The sequence below is a fragment of the Halovalidus salilacus genome (assembly GCF_031852275.1).
Lineage (GTDB): Archaea > Halobacteriota > Halobacteria > Halobacteriales > Natrialbaceae > Halovalidus > Halovalidus salilacus.
The window spans coordinates 3,504,987-3,523,526 of sequence record NZ_CP134700.1 but is presented as its reverse complement, the minus strand read 5'-3'; the positions used below and the strand labels follow the sequence as shown (position 1 = coordinate 3,523,526).

Below are 18,540 nucleotides of genomic sequence, written 5' to 3'. Positions count from 1 at the left end.
GTAGCCCTTTTACCCCCGTCTACGAACCGTACAGACGAGATGAGCTACGACAAGATCGAGGTCCCGGACGACGGGGAGAAGATCACGCTAAAAGAGGGATCCGAGACGGAACTCGAGGTTCCCGACAACCCGATCATCCCGATTATCTACGGCGACGGCGTCGGCAAGGACGTCGGCCCCGCCGCCCAGACGGTCCTCGAGGCGGCCGCGGAGGCGACCGGCCGCGAGATCAACTGGATGCGCGTCTACGCCGGCGAGTCCGCGCGCGAGAAGTACGACGAGAACCTGCCCGAGGAGACCGTCGAGGCGATCAAGGAACACCGCGTCGCGATCAAGGGCCCGCTGACGACGCCCGTCGGCGCCGGCTTCCGCTCGCTCAACGTCGGCCTGCGAAAGCTGCTCGACCTCTACGCGAACGTCCGACCCACCTATCACCTGGACGGCGTCCCGTCGCCCGTCAAGGAGCCCGGGCAGATGGACATGGTCACCTTCCGCGAGAACACCGAGGACGTCTACGCGGGCATCGAGTGGGAGGCGGGCACCGACGAAGTCCAGCAGGTCAAGGAGTTCGTCGAGGAGGAGATGGGCGAGACCGGCGTCATCCACGACGGCCCCGTCGGCATCGGCGTCAAGCCGATCACCGAGTTCGGGACCAAGCGCCTCGTCCGCCGCGCCATCGACTACGCCCTGGAGCACGACCGCGACTCGGTCACGCTCGTCCACAAGGGGAACATCATGAAGTACACCGAGGGCGCCTTCCGCGACTGGGGCTACGAGGTCGCCGAGGAGGAGTACGGCGACGAGGTCATCACCGAGGACACCCTCTGGGAGGAGCGCGACGGCGAACCGCCGGAGGACGCCGTGGTCGTCAACGACCGCATCGCGGACAACATGCTCCAGCAGATCCTCACCCGCACCGACCAGTACGACGTCATCGCGACGATGAACCTGAACGGCGACTACCTCTCCGACGCCTGCGGCGCCCAGATCGGCGGCCTCGGCATCGCGCCCGGCGCCAACTTCGGCGACGGCCGCTGTCTCGCCGAACCCGTCCACGGCTCCGCGCCAAAGTACGAGGGCCAGGACAAGGTCAACCCGACCGCCATGATCCTCTCGGGCCGCATCATGCTCGAGTACCTCGGCTGGGACGACGCCGCGGACCTCGTCGTCGACGCCGTCGAGGAGACGATCTCCTCGGGCAAGGTCACCTACGACCTGGAGCGCCAGCTCGAGGACGCCGAGAAGCTCGCGACCAGCGAGTTCGCCGAAGCGGTCGTCGAGAACATCGAAAGCCTCTCGTAGAGGCTTTCGCGCTCTCGCGGCTGCGCCGCGAGAAGATCGAGTCCCTCTCGTAGCGCGGTTCTCGCGTTTTCTTTCCTTTGCTAAGTTCCGTCCGTCTCGTTCGGTTTCCGCGCTCGTTCGCCGCGAACGACTCGTAACCCTCTCGGTGTCGGCGTCCGTAGCCCGCCTCGATGGAACCGGACGAGGATGCGATCGAGGTCGACGTCGAGGTTCGCGTCGCGACCACCGATCGCGACCGCGAGGACGCGTTCGCGGTCCGACGGAGGGTGTTCGTCGAGGAACAGGGCGTCGACGAGGAGATCGAGTACGACGAGTACGAGGACGAGTCGGACCACTTCGTCGCCTCCGACGGCGGGGAACCGATCGGGGCGGCGCGACTCCGGAAGTACGAACCGGGCGTCGGGAAGGTCGAACGCGTCGCGGTCCTCGAGCCCCGCCGGGAGGCGGGCGTCGGCCGCGCGCTGATGGGCGCCGTCGAGCGACGCGCCCGGGATCGGGGTCTCGAGGAACTCAAACTTCACTCTCAGACCCGAGCGGCCGGGTTCTACCGCGGTCTGGGCTACGAACGGGTGGGCGACGAGTTCGATGAGGCGGGCATTCCGCACGTCGAGATGCGGAAACTCCTTCGGTGAGCCCTCATTCAACCGGGGCAGTTCCCCGGTCCGCTCCCTTCGGATCAGATCGCGAACGAACAGCCGGCACTGTCGCTCGAGGTCGTTCCGATCCTCGTAGGCGTACACCCTGGCCTTACGACGGCGATAGCGAACACGCAGGTTGCCTCGACGACCGCCTCGAGTTCGCCCGCGAGAAATCGCGTCAGCGGAACTGCATCCCGCCGTTGACGCAGAGGATCTCCCCCTGCACGTACGGGTTCTCGACCAGGTACTCGACTGAGTGGGCCACGTCGTCGGGGTCGCAGGCGTACTGCGGCAGGTGGGTGTCGATCCCCTCGTGGCCGCGGAAGTCGACCGACTCGAGGTAGTCGACGATGACCTCGTTCATCTCCGTCTCGACGGGACCGGGGGCGACCGCGTTCACCTGCACGCCGTCGTCGCCCAGTTCCCTCGCGAGGGCGCGCGTGAGGCCGTGGAGCCCCGACTTGCTGGCCGCGTAGGAGGCGTCGACGGTGCCGGCCGTGCCGCCGATACTCGAGACCATCACGACGTCCCCGGCGGTCTCTCGCAGATCGTCGGCCGCCCCTCGGGTCACGGAAAAGGCGCCCGCGAGGTTCGTCTCGAGGACCTCGAGGAACGTCTCGGGCTCGAGATCCTCGAGCGCGGCCGGGCGAACGATGCCGGCGTTGTTGACGACGACCTCGACGGGCCCGAACGCGTCGCGGGCCTCCTCGACCAGCCGCGTGGCCTCGTCGGAGTCGGAGACGTCGGCCCGAATCGCGGTCGCAGAACCCGCGTCCTCGTCGGCTTCGATCCGCTCGACGGTCTCGTTCGCCGCGTCCGCGTCGCGTCGGTAGTTGACGACCACGTCGCGGTCGGCCGCCAATCGCTCGGCGGTCGCGCGCCCGATCCCTCGACTCGCGCCGGTGACGATGACTGTCATCACCGGTCGTACGCCGTCGATAACGTAAACTCCACCCGGTATCCGGGTCAGCCGGGCGTCACTTCCAGCTCGGATTCTCCCGCGGCGGGCTGAAGATGTCGACGCCGCGGACCGTCTCGTCCCCCCTGTTCTCCGCGGCGTGGGGCTGGTCGCCCGGAATCGCGTACGAGTCTCCCGGACCGCAGACGATCTCTTCTCCGTCGACGAGGAACGTCAGGTCGCCCTCGTAGATGTAGCCGGTCTGCTCGTTCGGGTGGCTGTGCTCCTCGACGACCGCGCCGGGTTCGATCGCGAAGTGCTGGACGTTTATCGACTCGCTCCCGGCCAGCAGCGCGAGGCGGACGCCCTCGGCCGCTTCCGACGATTCCGTCTCCTCGAGTGAAACGCGTTCCATACCGGCCACGACGCCCCGGGGTCCCTTAGCTGTTGTATTCGACCTCCGCCTCGCCCGCCGCCAGTGTCGCTCGGAGTCGCCGCCGCCGGCCGATCGTTCACTTTCACTCCGCTAGGAGAAGCTTAAACCGGACGGGGCCATCACGTCCTCGTATGTACGCCGTCGTCGGCTGCAGCGAGTGCTCCCACCTTTGGCTCATCGAGGGGCGCTCCGAAACGACGCAGTGTCCCCGCTGCGGGACGCGCCGCCCCTACGAGAAGCGAAAGAAGTTCGTCGAAACCGACGATCCGGACCACGCCCGCGAGGTTCGCGCGTCGATGCTCGCGAACCGGCAGGGCCACGGCGAGGCGTTCGCCGAACTCGACTCGTTCGCGGAACTCGAGACGCGCGTCGACGGCGGAGTCATCTCCGACGAGGAGTACGTCGCGGCCGCCGGGCTCGACGCCGCCGAACTCGAGGCGACGGGCGAGCGCGACCCCCGCGGCCCGGTTCGCGACGGCAGTAAGAAGGACGTCGTCGAGCGCGCCCTCCGCGAACTCGACTCGCCGACCGAGGAGGACGTCGTCGCCTACGCGGCCGACCGCGGCGTCTCCGCCGAGTACGCCACGAAGGCACTCGAGAAGCTCTCGAGGCGCGGCGAGGTGAGCGAGAGCGGCGGCGAGTACCGGCGACTCTGACGGGTACGCGTCGTTCGCCGCCGGGCGGCCGTTCGGCAGTCTCGATCCTCCCGCGAGACGGACCGCCACGACTAACGTCGCGGACGGGGAACGTGCGCTATGACCGAAACGGTCGACCTGCAGGGCGAGGTCATCGGCCTCGGCACGCTCGCCGCGATGGCGGTGCTACTGTACGGCACGTTCGTCAGCACCGAGATCGCCGGCGTCGCCGCCGTGGACGTCGCGACGGTGATCTTCGCCGGGACGTTCGTCGTCGTCGCGGCGCTGCACGCCTGGATCGGCCAGTACAACCTCGCGTGGGGCCACGGCGGCGCCGGGGCCGGCCTGCTGTTCGTCCTCCTGGGAGAGAGCCTCCAGCGGGTTGCGATCGGACTCCTCCTGTTGTTCCTCTCGGGCGCGTACATCGCGCTCGTCGTCCGTCGTCTCCACCGCGAAGCCGAGGCGGCGGCCGCCGGCGTCGACGCCTGACCCCTCCGACTCGTTACCGCCCCAGTTCCTCGTGAGCGCTCGCCAGGTGTCTCGAGGCCAGCGCCGCGAGCAGGGAGAGTTCGCCGGCCAGCGCGCCCGTGGCGATCACTTCCGCCAGCGCGTCGGCGTTCGAGCCGGCCGGGTCGCCGCCGCCGCGGAGGCCGATGATCTCGAGCGCCTCGGCCTGGGTGGGGAGTTTCGTCCCGCCGCCGACGGTGCCCACCTCGAGGGAGGCCAACGAGACGGAGGCGTAGAGGTCGGTCGTGCCGTCTTCGCGCTCGCGGGCGTCCATCGTGGTGATGGTGTTGGCGCCCTCGACGACCTGGGCCTCGTCCTGGCCGGTGGCGAGGAAGGCTGCGCCGACGACGTTCGCGGCGTGGGCGTTGAATCCCAGGCTGCCCGCCTTGGCGCTGCCGATCAGGTTCTTGCGGGTGTTGGCCTCCGCGATGGCCTTCGCGGTGGTGTGGAGGCGCTCCTCGACGAGTTCGCCGGGGATCACCACGTCCGCCGTGACCGAGCGCCCGCGGCCCTCGACGGCGTTGACGGCGGCGGGTTTCTTATCGGAACAGAGGTTCCCGGAGAGGGCGACGAGCGAGGCCGGGGTTTCGGCTTCGACGACCTCGCAGGCCTTTTCGGTGGCGATGGTGGCCATGTTCATCCCCATCGCGTCCTTGGTGTCGTAGGCGAACCGGAGGAAGACGGAGTCGCCGACGACGTAGGGCTCGATTCCCAGCAACTCGCCGTGGTTCGTGGTCGATTCCGCCGCCTCGGCCAGCGCCTCGAAGTTCTCCTCGACCCACTCGACGGTCTCGGCGGCTTCTGCCACGCCGTCGACCCGGAACACGGGGGCTCGAGTCATCCCGTTCTTCGTCACCCGGGCGGTCGAACCGCCGGCGGCGTCGATCACCGAGAGGCCGCGGTTGACGGAGGCCAGCAGGGCGCCCTCCGTGGTCGCGAGCGGGAGGTAGTACTCGCCGTCGGCCGCCCCGCCGTCGACGGTGACGGGGCCCGCCACGCCCATCGGGATCTGGGCGGCGCCGATCATGTTCTCGACGTTCGGTTCGGCGGCCTCGGCCGGGAACGCGTAGTCGCCGATCGTCTCGAGGTCCGCGCCGGTCTCCGCCTCGACGACCAGCCGTCGGGCCGCGGCGGCGGTGTCGTGATCTGCGCGCTCCTCGAGTTCGTGAAATCGAAGCTCGCCCTCGCGAACCCGCTCCGCGAGGGTTTCCGGGTCAGCATCGGTCATGTGCACTGGGTCGCAGCCGCGGGTGCTAAGGGTTGCTGTTGACGCTCACCGCGCCGGATGCCCGCGATCGACGGGTATCCTGCTCGAGACCGCCTTGCAGGGACGCGCACCGGGCTCTTCGAGCCGGGCCCGGTGTTCTCCCGCCGCGGGCGCCGGGCCGCAGATCCTCGCGATACGGCGACGCACGATCGGCGCGGACAGTGAGCGATCGGACCCAACGGTTTTGCCCCCCGGCCGCGCTCACTCGAGTATGACAGCGGCGGCCGACCTCCTGCTCGTCGACGGGGAGGTCCACGCGATGACGGAACCGGACGAGGTCCACGAGGCGCTCGCGGTGCGCGACGGCGAGATCGTCGCCGTCGGACGAACGAGGGAGATCGAGTTCCTCGCGGGCGTCGAGACCGGGGTGATCGACTGCGAGGGACGGGTGATACTGCCGGGGTTCATCGACGCCCACACGCACGTGGAGCAACTCGGCCAGCACCTGGTCCACGCGAACCTCTCGAGCGCGGGGAACCTCGGGGAGTGCGTCGACCTGCTCGCACGACACGCGGAGGACGAGCCCGACCGCGAGTGGATCCTCGGCTTCGGGTACGACGAGAGCGAGTGGGGCGGCGGCGAGAGCGAGCGGGACGGCGACGAGGGCGGGGGCGACCGAACGGGCGAGTCCCGCCGCCTGCGCCGCGAGGACCTCGACCGGGTGAGCGAGGAGCGGCCGGTCGTCGCGATGCGGGTCGATCTGCACACCGCTTCGTTGAACTCGGTCGCGCTCGAGCGCCTCGCCGACGACCTCCCCGGATCGGACCTCCTGCGCGACCGCGACGGTAACCCGACCGGTGTAGCCGTCGAGGACGCCGCCGAGACCGTCCGGAAGACGATCACGGCCGGGCCCGACGAGATGCGCGAGATCCTCACCGCGGCGACCGAGCACGCCGTCTCGCTGGGGGTCACCGGCGTCCACGACAAGGTCCGGGGCTCGAGCGCCCCGCGGGTTTACCGGGAGATGGCCGCCGACGGCGACCTCCCGCTGCGCGTGCGGATCGACTACTGGAGCGACCACCTCGAGGGGCTCGTCGACGTGGGCCTGACGACGAACGCGGGGAGCGACTTCGTCCGCACGGGGGCGATCAAGTCGTTCTCCGACGGAAGCTTCGGGAGCCGAACGGCGCGGCTGTCGGAGCCGTACCTGGACGCCGACGGGGGCGAAACAGAAGCGGAGGACGACGACCGCGGGCAGTGGGTCGTCGACCCCGACGACCTCGCCGACCTCGTCGAGCAGGCCGACGCCGAGGGCTTCCAGGTCTGCGTCCACGCCATCGGCGACGACGCCATCGAGGGGGCGCTCTCGGCGCTCGAGGCCACCCCCGACCCTGAAACCGCGCGCCACCGGATCGAGCACGTCCTACTCGCGACGGACGACCAGATAGCGCGCATGGCCGAGGCCGGGATCGTCGCCTCGATGCAACCCAACTTCCACCGCTGGGCCCAGGAGGGGGGCCTCTACGACCAGCGGCTGGGGGAGGAGCGCCGGAAGCGGACAAACCGCCTCCGGCGGGTGCTCGAGGCGGGTGTCCCCCTCGCCTTCGGTTCCGATTGCATGCCCCTCGACCCGCTGTTGGGGGTCCACCACGCCGTCAACGCCCCGACCGAGGCCCAGCGGCTGACCGTCACGGAGGCTCTGCGGGCGTACACCTACGGCGCCGCCTTCGCCGGCTTCGACGAGGACCGGTTGGGCACCCTCGAGGTCGGGAAGAAGGCCGATATCGTCGTGCCCGAGGAGTCCCCGTGGGACTACCCCGACCACATCGACGAAATCGACGTTTCCACCACCATCGTCGACGGTCGAATCGTGTACTCGTCCGACGATTGACCGACAGACCACCCGATCCGGACGGCCGTGCAAACCGCCGCGGGGTGGGACTGAAAGGGGCTGGCGTTCTCGGGGAAGGCGGACGACGAAAGCACCGCAGGTGAGGAACGAACCGAGGAGCGCAGCGAGTCCTCCGAATCGAGAACGCCAGGGGCTTTCGAAATGGTAGTCGGTGCTGTATCGGTGAACGCTTCGAAAGCCCCTGGCGCCGTGAACTCCCACGACTCGCTGTCGTTCGAAACGGCGAAGCCGTTTCGTGATGACGAAAGATCGAAGATCTTTCGAACCACGCTCCTCGGCTCACTGCGTTCGCCTGCGGTGCTTACTCCGCGAGACGCGAAGCGTCTCGCTGATCCCTCGCTCGCTTCGCTCGCGAGGACGTCGCCGGGGTTCGTCCACGACGCCAGCCCCTTTCAGTCCCACCCGCGGCGGTCGGTGGGGGTGTCATCGCGACGGCGGACGGTAGTGGCCGGGAGACGAACGATTTTGGGGTTATATGCGAATGTGTGTCTATGACCTGTCCCTACCTCGAGTACCACGAGTCGGTGAACGGGCAGTCGTTCGATACGGCTCGAGCCTACTGCACGGCGGCCGAGCGGTTCGTCCAGCCGATGCGGGCCGACGTCTGCAACGACCGGTACGACCTGGCGCACGATCGGGACTGCGAGATCTACCTCGAAGCGGCGGGCGAGGCCGGCGAGACGAGCGCCGACTCGAGCGGAGGCGACTGAGATGGCCTACGAGGACTACCTCGAGGGGGAACCGGTGATCGTCACGGCGGCGTTGACCGGCGGGGTGCACGGGAAGGAGGCGAACCCGAACGTCCCCGAGACGCCCGAGGAAATCGGGCGAGCGCCGGCGGCCGCGGAGGAGGCCGGCGCGTCCGTGGTCCACCTTCACGCCCGACGGGACGACGGCGAGCGAGCCTTCTCGACCGAACGATTCCAGGAGGTGACCGACGCGGTTCGCGCGCACGCCGACGACGTAATCATTCAGCACTCGACGGGAGGAACGGGAGCGCCGCTCGAGGTGCGCCGCCAGCCGCTTCGAACCGATCCGGCGCCGGAGATGGCCTCGCTCGACATGGGGCCGCTCAACCGGTACGACCACCTCACGAGCGAGAACCCGCGCGCGATGGTCGACGACCTCCACGAGGAGATGCGCGAGCGGGGGATCAAACCCGAACTCGAGGTGTTCAACGACGGCCACCTGAACGAGGTCCACGGCCTGCTCGAGCGCCGCGACCTCGAGGAACCCGTCTACGCGACGCTCATCTTCGGCGGCGGGACGCTGAGCCGGCCCCATCCCCGGAATCTGCTGAACGCGATCGACAACCTTCCGGAGGGGGCGCTGTTCAACACCCTCGGGTTCGGCCCGCACCAGCTCCCGCTGACGACGATGGGGGTAGTGATGGGCGGGCACGTCCGGGTCGGACTCGAGGACAACATCTACTTCCGGCGGGGCGAACCCGCCGAGAGCAACGCCCAGTTGGTCGAGCGGACGGCCGAAATCGCGGAACGACTGGGTCGACCCGTCGCGACGCCCGCGCAGGCGCGGGAGATTCTCGGACTCTGACCGTCGACCCGCCTCACCGACACCGTCCGACGCGACCCTACAGGCACGTCCGACGTGACCCACTGACATCGTCCGATGCGACCCCATCGGCACCGTCCGACGACTCCGCCGCGCTCGAGCGACGGTCCGTAACCGGCAGCCCGTTCGTACGACGAATCGATTTTTCCCGCTGGGCGTGCACCTGACCGGCATGGCTCTCGACACCGACGTGGGACTGATGGTCACGGCCTTCGGCGACGTGGACCTCGGCGAGGTCGCCGAACGCGCCGAGGGACTCGGTTACGACGCGGTCTGGGTCGGCGAACTCTGGGGCGCGAGCGGCGTCGTCCAGGCGACCGAGATGGCGTGCCGAACCGAGGATATCCGGATCGGGACGGCGATCCTGAACGTCTATTCGAGATCGCCCGCCGTGCTCGCGATGACCGCGGCGTCGCTCACGGACGTCTTCGACGACCGGTTCACGCTCGGACTGGGGACGAGCACGCCGAAGGCGGTCGAAGACCTCCACGGGATGGACTTCGACCGGCCGGTCCGCCGAGCCCACGAGACGATCGAGGTGATCCGGTCGTTCACGGGCCGCTCCACGGATCCCGGCGACCGGGTTTCGTACGACGGCGAACTGCTCGAGGTGGCCGACTTCCCGGCCGTCGACGCGCCGGTACCGATCTACCACGCGGGGCTGGGGCCGGCGAACCGCCGGGTCGTCGGCCGGCTCTGCGACGGCTGGATCCCGCACAACATCCCGTTCTCGGAACTCGCAGACGCCTTCGAGGTCGTCGCGGAGGCGGCTCGAGAGCGCGACCGCGACCCCGACGAGATCACGATCGCCCCGTACGTTCCCTCGGCGGTCAGCGAGGACCCCGAGGAGGCCCGGGAGGTCATCAGGGGGCACGTCGCCTACTACGTGGGAAGCGGCGAGGGGTACCGCCGGGCGGTCGCCACGCGGTTCCCCGACGAGGCCGATCGGATCGCCGAGGCGTGGCGGAACGGCGACCGGCGCGAGGCCGCCGACGCGGTGACCGACGAGATGGTCGACGATCTCGGGGTCGCGAGCACGCCCGACGAGGCCGGCGAACGGCTCGAGACCCTCGTCGAGGATGCGGGGATCGACCACCCGATCGTGGTGATCCCGGAGCCGGCCTCGCGGGAGCTCACCGAGGCGACGATCGACGCCCTCGCACCCGGTTCGCACTGAGGGAAGGGACGGCTTCGGCTGCCCATCGCGCTCGACCCCCTCGGGGGCGGTCCCGACCCGAACCCGCAGACTTTGCGGCTCCCGGTGCAGCCATTTTCCGCCCGAGCAGTGAGAATCACGGTGAGGGGGAGTCCGCCCCCGGTGATCACAGATGGCTGAAACCGACACGACGAGTTACAACGACTTCGTCGGCGAGGTACAGCATCGAATCGAAGCCGGGACGCAGGCCGAGGCGATTCCAACCACCCGTTCGGTCCTCCAGACCCTCGGCGAGCGAATCCAGGAGGGGAGCGCGACGGACATCGCGGGTCCGTTGCCGATGGAGGTCGACCGGTACCTCCTCGAGGTCGAGCACGGCCAGCAGTTCGACTTCGACGAGTTCGTCGACCGGGTCGTCGAGCGGATGACCTCCGAGGGCCTCGATCTCGAGACGCCGTACGGCCAGCCGTCGGCGGTCGACGAATCGGAGGCGGTCTACCGGAGCGAGGCGGTCGTCGCCCTCCTCGGCGAGGTCGTCCCCGGGGGCGAGGTCGCCAACGTCGAGGAGCAGTTACCCGACGACTTCGACGACCTGTTCGAGTTCGTCGACGCCGAGACGAAACCGTGGGAGGAACGGGAAGCGTAGTCCGTTGACGCCCGTGCTCCGAAGGTACTCGAGAGTCCGGGGTCACCCTACCTGGTTTCGTCGTCCCCGAACTCGAGCGACGTTCGTCGGCCCGTCTCCGCGGACTCGTAGGCGGCTTCGATCACCCGCAAATCCTCGATGCCGTCCGCGCCGTCCGGTTCCGGTTCGGTCCCCGTGAGGGCGCAGTAGCCGAAGTAGTCGAACTCCTCGCGGACCTCGTCGACCGGCGGGCCGGTGTACTCCATGCGCACGTCGCCGCTCTCGACGACCATCTCGTGGGGGACGATCCCGCCGAACGGCGAGGCGATCCGGATCTTCCCCTCGGTACCTACCAGCTCGAGCTGGCTGCTCGCGTGGGCGTCGAAACTCGCCGTGCACGAGGCCGTCGTCCCCGTCGGGAACTCGAGCAGGAAGGCGACGTGCTCGTCGACCGCGTCGAAAGGCTCGCCGCTCGAGTGGGTCGTCGCGGAGACGGCCGCGGGGTCACAGCCGAGGACGAACCGAACGGTGTTCAGCGGGTAGATCCCGAGGTCGACCAGCGCGCCGCCCCCGGCGAGGTCGGGGTCGAGCCGCCACGTGTCGGGACCCGCGTACTCGAGGAGCGGGTGCGAGAAGCCGCCGTGGACCTGGACGACCTCGCCGATCACGCCCTCGCGGACGAGTTCCCGCGTTCTGCGGACCGTCGGCTCCGCCTGGAGCCGGTAGGCCGTCATCAGCGTCACGCCCGCCTCCTCGCAGGCGCCGGCGACGTCCCGTGCCCGATCCGCGGTGGTCTCGAGGGGCTTCTCGCAGATGACGTGTTTTCCGAACTCCGCCGCGGCGGTCGCGTACCTCCGGTGGAGGGCGTTGGGGGTGGCGACGTAGACCGCGTCGTACGCGTTGCGGTGCGCGCCCGCGAGGAACTCGTCGTAGTCGATCACGTGCGGGACGCCGAACTCCTCGGCGACGTCCGTCGTCCGGTCGGGCGAGCCGCTCACCAGCACCGTCGTCTCGCAGTACGCGCCGTCGTCGATCGCCGGAATCGCCCGCTCGCGCGCGAATCCGCCGACGCCGATCACCGCCAACCGGACCGTCCCCTCGACCGTCTCCCGTTCCCAATCCCGTCGAGTGTAGTCGCCGAATGCGTCCTCGAACGCCATGTGCTATCTTTGCACTGGGGGAGGATCAGTGCACCGCCGCATGGACGTCGTCCATCCCGCGACGGGGACAGCGGAAGCGTCGTTCTCACGCTCGACGAGCGGGGCTGGACACCGTTCTACGACTTCGTGGGTGCGGCCGAGCGGAAGTACGACTGGGCTCGCCCGGACGTGAACCCGCCGACCCGACGTTCGACGGTCGTTTTTCCAGTCGATGAGCGCGTCCGCCAGCGCTCGAATGTCGTCGTCTGTATTATGAATCGAAAAAGATATCCTCTCCCATCTATCGATGAACGAATCACTACACTGTTTATAACTCCACTATCAAGAAAATATATTTCTAATACGGTAAAAGTAGGTCTGGATACGGAAACATATCCGATACACCTATGTATTGTCGCTCAGAATTCCCCCCTGTAGGAGAGTTACGCCATGATTGAGGAAACACCGAAATGCGGGCGAGGCGACGTCGGGTCGCCACCCACGGAGGCGGCACCGCAGCCGAACGGACGGCGCACTCACGACGGACGCACGGAGGGTGTCTGACGATGCGAGGCGAAAATCACGACTGGTGGCCGGAACGGTTGGAACTGGAGATTCTCGACCAGAACGCAACCGACGTCGGTCCGTACGACGAGGACTTCGACTACGCCGAGGAGTTCGAGAAGCTCGACCTCAACGAGGTGAAAGCCGACCTCAAGGACCTGATGACGAACTCGCAGGACTGGTGGCCGGCGGACTACGGTCACTACGGCCCGCTGTTCATCCGAATGGCGTGGCACAGCGCCGGCACGTACCGCACGACCGACGGCCGCGGCGGCGCCTCCGGCGGGCACCAGCGGTTCGCACCCCTCAACAGCTGGCCCGACAACGTGAACCTCGATAAGGCGCGGCGTCTGCTCGAGCCGGTCAAGCGGAAGTACGGCCGCAAGCTCTCGTGGGCCGACCTGATCGTCCTTGCCGGGAACGTCGCCCTCGAGTCGATGGGGATGGAGACGCTCGGCTGGGCCGGCGGCCGCGAGGACGACTTCGAGCCCGACAAGGCGACCTACTGGGGCTCCGAGACCGAGTGGGAAACCTCCGATCGATTCGACGAGGACGGCGAACTCGAGGACCCGCTCGGCGCCACCGTGATGGGACTCATCTACGTGAATCCGGAGGGCCCGGACGGCGAGCCGGACCCGCTCAAGTCGGCTGACCGAATCCGAGAATCGTTCGGCCGCATGGCGATGGACGAAGAGGAGACGGCCGCGCTCATCGCTGGCGGCCACACGTTCGGCAAATCTCACGGCGCGGCCTCCCCCGAAAACCTCGAGGCCGAGCCCGAAGCGTCCCCCATCGAGGAGCAGGGCCTCGGCTGGAAGAACAACCACGGCTCCGGTAAGAGCTCCGACACGATCACCAGCGGCATCGAGGGCGCCTGGAACGCCTGGCCGACGATGTGGGACACCTCCTACCTCGACAACCTGCTCGACTACGAGTGGGAGCTGACGGAGAGCCCCGCCGGCGCGAAGCAGTGGGAGCCGAAAGACGAGTCCGCGAAGGAGACCGTGCCGGACGCCCACGATCCGTCGAAGAAGCATCCCCCGATGATGATGACGACGGACGTCGCGCTCAAGCGGGACCCCGAGTTCCGTGAGATTATCGAGAACTTCCGGGAGAACCCTGACGTGTTCCAGGCCGCCTTCGCGCGGGCGTGGTACAAGCTGATCCACCGCGACATGGGCCCGCCGGAGCGGTTCCTCGGCCAAGACGTTCCCGAGGAGACGTTCATCTGGCAGGACCCCGTCCCCGACGCCGACTACGACCTGATCGGGGAGCAGGAAGCCGCCGAACTCAAGGAGACGATCCTCGACTCCGAACTGTCGGTTTCTCAGCTGGTCAAGACCGCCTGGGCGGCGGCGTCGACCTACCGAGACAGCGACAAGCGCGGCGGCGCCAACGGCGCCCGCATCCGCCTCGAGCCCCAGCGCAGCTGGGAGGTCAACGAGCCGGCGGAGCTCGAGACGGTGCTGTCGACCTACGAGGAGATCCAGGAGGAGTTCAACGGCTCGCGCACCGACGACGTCCGCGTTTCGATCGCGGACCTCATCGTGCTGGGCGGCTACGCGGCCGTCGAGCGGGCCGCGGCCGACGCCGGCTACGACGTCGAGATCCCGTTCGAGCCCGGCCGCACCGACGCAGCGCAGGAGCAAACCGACGTCGAGTCCTTCGAGGCGCTCAAACCGGAGGCCGACGGGTTCCGCAACTACTTCGGCGGCGAGTACGAGGTGCCGTCCGAGGACCTGCTGATCGACGAGGCCGACCTCCTCGACCTGACGGCCTCGGAGATGACCGCGCTCGTCGGCGGCATGCGCGCGCTGGGCGCGAACTACCAGGGCTCCGACCTCGGCGTCTTCACCGACGAACCGGGGACGCTGACCAACGACTTCTTCGTAACCCTGCTCGACATGGGCTACGAGTGGGAACAGGCCTCGGAGTCCGAGGAGCGCTACGACCTGCGCGACCGCGAAACGGGTGAGGTCGAGTGGGAGGCCAGCCGCGTGGACCTCATCTTCGGCGCGAACTCCCGACTCCGGGCCATCGCGGACGTCTACGCCGCTGAGGAAGAGACGTTCGTGGAGGACTTCGTCGACGCCTGGCACAAGGTGATGACCCTCGATCGCTTCGACCTCGAGTGAGCGTAGCCGAGCAGTCGCCTGACGGAGGCGACTGCTCGCCGTTCGTGGTCGGCCACACGCGCCGACGTGGGCACTCCACTCTTTCTCCTCGTGGGGACGTTCTTCACCGGCACGTTCCTCGGCAAGGCGCTCGACGAACACCCGGCGTTCGACGCGGCGTAGGTGCCACCGGTTCGAACCACGCGAACGTCCGCTCGCCGATCGGCCACAGCGTTATCCCGCTGCCCCTCCTAGTACGCCGGATGGGAGACACGAAATCGAGCAGAGAGAAACAGGCGGCCGACGAGGAGCGGCGTCAGCGCGAGCGGGAACTCGAGGAGGCCCTCGAGCGCGACGACGAAACCGAGCCGACGCGGGCCGATCCGGACGCGGATCACCGACTCGGCGACCTCGACGACGCGTTCGACGATCTGGACTACCCCGTCGCGAGCGACGAGTTGCTCGAAGCGTACGGCGACCGCACCGTCGAATCCCGGGACGGCTGGACGTCGGTCGACGAGGCGTTCGAACCGGTCGACGACGAGACGTACGACTCCGCCGCCGACGTTCGCGATCGAATACGCGAACTGACGAACCGCGAGTAGGCGAGCCTCGGCTCGCGTCGTCTCCTTCGGTTCGCAACGTCGGATCCGACCGGCACCGACTGCACCGCTCGCTCGACGCGAACCGGACGAAAAACGGGTGGTGGACCGTCGTTACGCTTCGATTTGGCAATTCCACCGTTTCGAATACGCGCCTCTCACGATCGTTCGAGTCGGTATACGAGGGATGGGATTCGAACCACGGTCGTAGCGGAGCTACTCCCTGATTCGAATCCCACGTTCGATTGCCGCCGCTCGCGGATCGCTCGCGGCGACGATGCGAGGGATGGGATTCGAACCACGCCCGAGAACCTGCTCGCGCTGCTCGCAGAACCTCGGTCTACTTCGAATCCCACCGTCTCGCATACACGACTCTCACGGTCGTTCGAGTCGGTATGCGAGGGATGGGATTCGAACCCATGGACCCCTACGGGAGCGGGTCTTAAGCCCACCGCCGTTGGCCTGCTTGGCTACCCTCGCGCAGAACTGTACGTCTCCTTGTGCGCTCTTAAAAAAGTGCGTTTCGATGTGCGGACGTGCTACAGTACCGCGAACGAGCGTCGCGAGTGAGCGGGCCGACGAACCCCCGAAGGGGGTGAGGAAGGCTTTTGATGGAGCTTTTGCCAGTGGAGTGAGCGCCAGCGAACGAAACGCAGCAAAAGGTCCCGGCGTGGTAAGCCCACCGCCGTTGGCCTGCTTGGCTACCCTCGCGCAGAACTGTACGTCTCCTTGTGCGCTCTTAAAAAAGTGCGTTTCGATGTGCGGACGCTGTTACAGTACCGCGAACGAGCGTCGCTCGCTCCCTCGAGTTCCGACCGGCTCACCAGTCGACGCTCAGCGTCCCGTCGCCGTGGGGGTCGGGCGCGATCTCCTCGTCCGTCCGGCGATCGATGACGTGGATGCAGCCGTCGTCCTTCTTCGCCGGGCAGACCTCCGCCGCGCGCACGTTGTGCTCGAGGTCCTCCTCGCCGACGAAGTACGATTCGGGCCTGGCCATCCCGGAGGTGATGTCCATCGTCCAGTTGTCGGAGACCTCGGCGCACTTGCCCGCGCCGAAGCACTTGTTGGCCTCGAAGATGATCTTGTACGGCTTCTCCTCGATCGACGGCGCGTCCGCCGACCCCACGTCGCTCGGCCGCCGGATCTCGCCGTCGGTGTCCGCGTCGGAGTCGTCCTCGCTCATTACCTTCCCCTGGGGTCCGGTCGACCTTTCCCGTTACGGTCCCGGCCCCGACGTCGATCCCAGCCCGGTCACAGCCGTACGGCCTCGTCCTCGACCGTCGTCGGCGCTCGCACTCGAACCTCGGTCGTCCCGCCTCCGGCGACGTCGACCGTAATCGTCGCCGTCTCGTCCGCCTCGAGGCCGACCGCGTCCGTCCGGGCGCGCAGCTCTCCGTCGTCGTTCTCGAGGACCTCCGTGCCCCGAACCGCGGCCGCGTCGATCTCGAGGTGGATCCGATCGCCCCGCTCGGACAGTCGCGTTTCGTCCCCGACGACGCCGGTCGTCGCGAAGGCGTCGCCGTCGGCCTCGTCACCGCGCTCGAGCGTCCGAACCGTTTCGCGCCCCTCGTAGCGGACCGTCGCGTCGGCGAGGTCGACCGGATCCGATCCCGGCGCGCGCGCGACCGTCGCGCGCACGTCGTCGACGGTCCGCACCGTCCGCTCGTCCGTCTCGAGGACGGTGACGTTCACCTCGTTCCCCTCGGTCGCCGTCACCGGGTCGTCGGTGGCGTTGAGTTCGTCCGTTTCGACGGCGATCGTCCCCCGGTCCGCCGCCGCGGCCGAGTCGACGAGGCTCGTCCCCTCGAGGTCGATCTCGTCGACCGTTAGCGTTCGCGTCTTGCCGTCGCTGGCGACCGATTCGCCGTCCTGAATTCGGACGGTGAGCGTGCTCACGACGGTCGATTCCGTCGTCCCGCCGGTGGTCGACTGGACGTCGACTCGGCCGGTGAACTCCGAGAGCGTCTCCGCGCCGAAGCTCATCGCCGTCACGTCGAGCGACGTCGCGGCGGCGAGGGCCACCCCCGCGCCGGTCGCCGCGACGAGGACGACCCCAGCGTAAACGACGAGCGTTCCCACTCCGATTCCTCCGCGATCGTCCCCGTGGCGCGTGCGAGACATCTTCGGTCCACCGACCGAGGCGCACGGCGACCAGGCTTGTCGCGTCGACCGGCCAGTCCGGGCGTTCGCCTCGACCGTGCGATTTCCCGGTTCGAACGCCTATTAGAATCCGCTCCGTGTCCTCGGGGTAGGCGGTGGATACTCTCCCGTGACGAGGTGTACCTGCGAGGGGGTAGTCGAACCGAGGCTCGAATTTTCGGAGCCGACAGCTGGGGGAGGTCAGTCGGGAAGACGGTCGGCTCGAGGACGGTCGATTCGAGAACGGTCGTTCGTCGACGGTGGCGTCGACGGTATTCGAGGAAACGAATCGCGTACCGATCGAGGTCGTCGGATTACCGGTCGTCGTGGACCGTGACGGACTCGAGCAGGACGTCTTCTTCCGGGCGGTCGCGGGCGTCGGTCTCGACGGAGCCGATCTCGCGGACGACGTCCATGCCGTCGATCACCTTGCCGAACACCGAGTGGCGGTCGTCGAGGTGGGGGGTGGCGTCGAGCGTGATGAAAAACTGCGAGCCGTTCGTGTTGGGGCCCGAGTTCGCCATGCTGAGGATTCCTTCGTCGTCGTGGCGCAGGTCCTCGTGGAACTCGTCGTCGAACTGGTAGCCGGGGCCGCCGCGGCCGGTTCCCGTCGGGTCTCCGCCCTGAATCATGAAGCCGTCGATGACGCGGTGGAAGAGCACGTCGTCGTACAGCGGCTCGTCCGTGACGCGCTCGCCGGTCTCCGGGTCGGTCCACTCGCGCTCGCCCGTCGCGAGGCCGACGAAGTTCCCGACGGTCCGCGGCGCGCGTTCGTCGTAGAGTTCTACCTCGACGTCGCCCTCGCTCGTGTGCAGGGTCGCGGTCAGGTCTCCCATAGGCACGCCGACGGCGCGGCCGGTGAAAACGGTGGTGGTCTCGGGCCGTCGGCGCGGCGGCGACGCCCGCAGTGGCCGCCCCCAGGTACATACCCGCGGACGTGGAACCGCCGCGTATGAGTTCCGGGCCAGGGTTCGATCCCGAGACGGAGCCGAAATCGGGGTCGGAATCGGAGACAGAGGCGGTGTCGGAAGCGGAGACGGAGACCGAGGCGGGAACCCACGTCGCGACGGAGGTGACCCTCGCGAGGCTCCCGT

The 18,540-nt window shown here is 68.2% G+C and carries 18 protein-coding genes, 1 tRNA gene and 1 pseudogene; 11 read left to right on the top strand and 9 right to left on the bottom strand.

Annotated features, from left to right (window positions below):
- Positions 1-39: 39 nt before the first annotated feature.
- Complete coding sequence (gene icd, locus RJT68_RS17305) at positions 40-1,302, top strand: isocitrate dehydrogenase (NADP(+)) (protein WP_407037777.1); 1,263 nt, start codon at positions 40-42, stop codon at positions 1,300-1,302.
- 170 nt (positions 1,303-1,472) lie between these two features.
- Positions 1,473-1,934 (top strand): GNAT family N-acetyltransferase, encoded by a 462-nt coding sequence (locus tag RJT68_RS17300; RefSeq protein WP_407037776.1) that lies wholly within the window; start codon positions 1,473-1,475, stop codon positions 1,932-1,934.
- 21 nt (positions 1,935-1,955) lie between these two features.
- Here the strand turns inward: RJT68_RS17300 and RJT68_RS21145 are convergent.
- The 3 genes and pseudogenes from RJT68_RS21145 to RJT68_RS17290 form a co-directional block, all read right to left on the bottom strand.
- Positions 1,956-2,075, bottom strand: a pseudogene (locus RJT68_RS21145) (DUF7509 family protein); the annotation flags it as partial.
- Between the two features lie 43 nt (positions 2,076-2,118).
- A complete protein-coding gene (locus RJT68_RS17295; RefSeq protein WP_407037775.1) occupies positions 2,119-2,859 on the bottom strand; it encodes an SDR family NAD(P)-dependent oxidoreductase in 741 nt (246 codons plus the stop codon).
- Positions 2,860-2,917: 58 nt separating this feature from the next.
- Positions 2,918-3,253, bottom strand: a complete 336-nt coding sequence (locus RJT68_RS17290) for a cupin domain-containing protein (protein ID WP_407037774.1) — start codon at positions 3,251-3,253, stop codon at positions 2,918-2,920.
- A gap of 152 nt (positions 3,254-3,405) precedes the next feature.
- Here RJT68_RS17290 and RJT68_RS17285 point away from each other — a divergent pair, with 152 nt between their 5' ends.
- Positions 3,406-3,930, top strand: coding sequence for a DUF5817 domain-containing protein (locus tag RJT68_RS17285; protein ID WP_407037773.1), 525 nt, complete (start codon positions 3,406-3,408; stop codon positions 3,928-3,930).
- A gap of 99 nt (positions 3,931-4,029) precedes the next feature.
- Positions 4,030-4,398 carry a hypothetical protein gene (locus tag RJT68_RS17280; protein ID WP_407037772.1) on the top strand — a complete coding sequence of 123 codons (369 nt, stop codon included), beginning with the start codon at positions 4,030-4,032 and terminating at the stop codon, positions 4,396-4,398.
- 13 nt (positions 4,399-4,411) lie between these two features.
- Here the strand turns inward: RJT68_RS17280 and hmgA are convergent, their stop codons facing one another.
- Positions 4,412-5,644, bottom strand: a complete 1,233-nt coding sequence (gene hmgA, locus RJT68_RS17275) for a hydroxymethylglutaryl-CoA reductase (NADPH) (RefSeq protein WP_407037771.1) — start codon at positions 5,642-5,644, stop codon at positions 4,412-4,414.
- Between the two features lie 250 nt (positions 5,645-5,894).
- On the opposite strand from hmgA, the gene RJT68_RS17270 reads away from it, so the two are divergent.
- The 5 genes from RJT68_RS17270 to RJT68_RS17250 all read left to right on the top strand — a co-directional run bounded on the left by RJT68_RS17270 (position 5,895) and on the right by RJT68_RS17250 (position 10,909).
- A complete protein-coding gene (locus tag RJT68_RS17270) occupies positions 5,895-7,514 on the top strand; it encodes an amidohydrolase (RefSeq protein WP_407037770.1) in 1,620 nt (539 codons plus the stop codon).
- 512 nt (positions 7,515-8,026) lie between these two features.
- Positions 8,027-8,245 (top strand): hypothetical protein, encoded by a 219-nt coding sequence (locus tag RJT68_RS17265; protein ID WP_407037769.1) that lies wholly within the window; start codon positions 8,027-8,029, stop codon positions 8,243-8,245.
- Position 8,246: 1 nt separating this feature from the next.
- Positions 8,247-9,089: a BKACE family enzyme gene (locus RJT68_RS17260; RefSeq protein WP_407037768.1), complete on the top strand. Its 843-nt coding sequence runs from the start codon at positions 8,247-8,249 to the stop codon at positions 9,087-9,089.
- Between the two features lie 190 nt (positions 9,090-9,279).
- Positions 9,280-10,284 carry an LLM class flavin-dependent oxidoreductase gene (locus tag RJT68_RS17255; protein WP_407037767.1) on the top strand — a complete coding sequence of 335 codons (1,005 nt, stop codon included), beginning with the start codon at positions 9,280-9,282 and terminating at the stop codon, positions 10,282-10,284.
- 151 nt (positions 10,285-10,435) lie between these two features.
- Positions 10,436-10,909 (top strand): DUF2267 domain-containing protein, encoded by a 474-nt coding sequence (locus RJT68_RS17250; RefSeq protein WP_407037766.1) that lies wholly within the window; start codon positions 10,436-10,438, stop codon positions 10,907-10,909.
- Positions 10,910-10,956: 47 nt separating this feature from the next.
- Here the strand turns inward: RJT68_RS17250 and gfo6 are convergent, their stop codons facing one another.
- The gene (gene gfo6, locus RJT68_RS17245) at positions 10,957-12,048 is read right to left on the bottom strand and encodes a D-xylose 1-dehydrogenase Gfo6 (RefSeq protein ID WP_407037765.1); all 1,092 of its coding nucleotides are present in this window, start codon (positions 12,046-12,048) and stop codon (positions 10,957-10,959) included.
- A 545-nt stretch (positions 12,049-12,593) separates the two neighbouring features.
- Between gfo6 and katG the strand changes: the two genes are divergently transcribed.
- On the top strand, positions 12,594-14,726 hold the full coding sequence (gene katG, locus RJT68_RS17240) for a catalase/peroxidase HPI (protein ID WP_407037764.1): 2,133 nt from the start codon (positions 12,594-12,596) through the stop codon (positions 14,724-14,726).
- A gap of 242 nt (positions 14,727-14,968) precedes the next feature.
- Positions 14,969-15,310, top strand: coding sequence for a DUF5789 family protein (locus tag RJT68_RS17235; RefSeq protein ID WP_407037763.1), 342 nt, complete (start codon positions 14,969-14,971; stop codon positions 15,308-15,310).
- A 393-nt stretch (positions 15,311-15,703) separates the two neighbouring features.
- Here the strand turns inward: RJT68_RS17235 and RJT68_RS17230 are convergent.
- From RJT68_RS17230 to RJT68_RS17215, 4 genes are all read right to left on the bottom strand, one after another.
- Positions 15,704-15,787, bottom strand: a tRNA-Leu gene (locus RJT68_RS17230).
- Between the two features lie 340 nt (positions 15,788-16,127).
- The gene (locus RJT68_RS17225) at positions 16,128-16,490 is read right to left on the bottom strand and encodes a ferredoxin (RefSeq protein ID WP_407037762.1); all 363 of its coding nucleotides are present in this window, start codon (positions 16,488-16,490) and stop codon (positions 16,128-16,130) included.
- 68 nt (positions 16,491-16,558) lie between these two features.
- The gene (locus tag RJT68_RS17220) at positions 16,559-17,428 is read right to left on the bottom strand and encodes a hypothetical protein (protein WP_407037761.1); all 870 of its coding nucleotides are present in this window, start codon (positions 17,426-17,428) and stop codon (positions 16,559-16,561) included.
- A 332-nt stretch (positions 17,429-17,760) separates the two neighbouring features.
- On the bottom strand, positions 17,761-18,282 hold the full coding sequence (locus RJT68_RS17215) for a peptidylprolyl isomerase (protein WP_407037760.1): 522 nt from the start codon (positions 18,280-18,282) through the stop codon (positions 17,761-17,763).
- Positions 18,283-18,540: the final 258 nt, after the last annotated feature.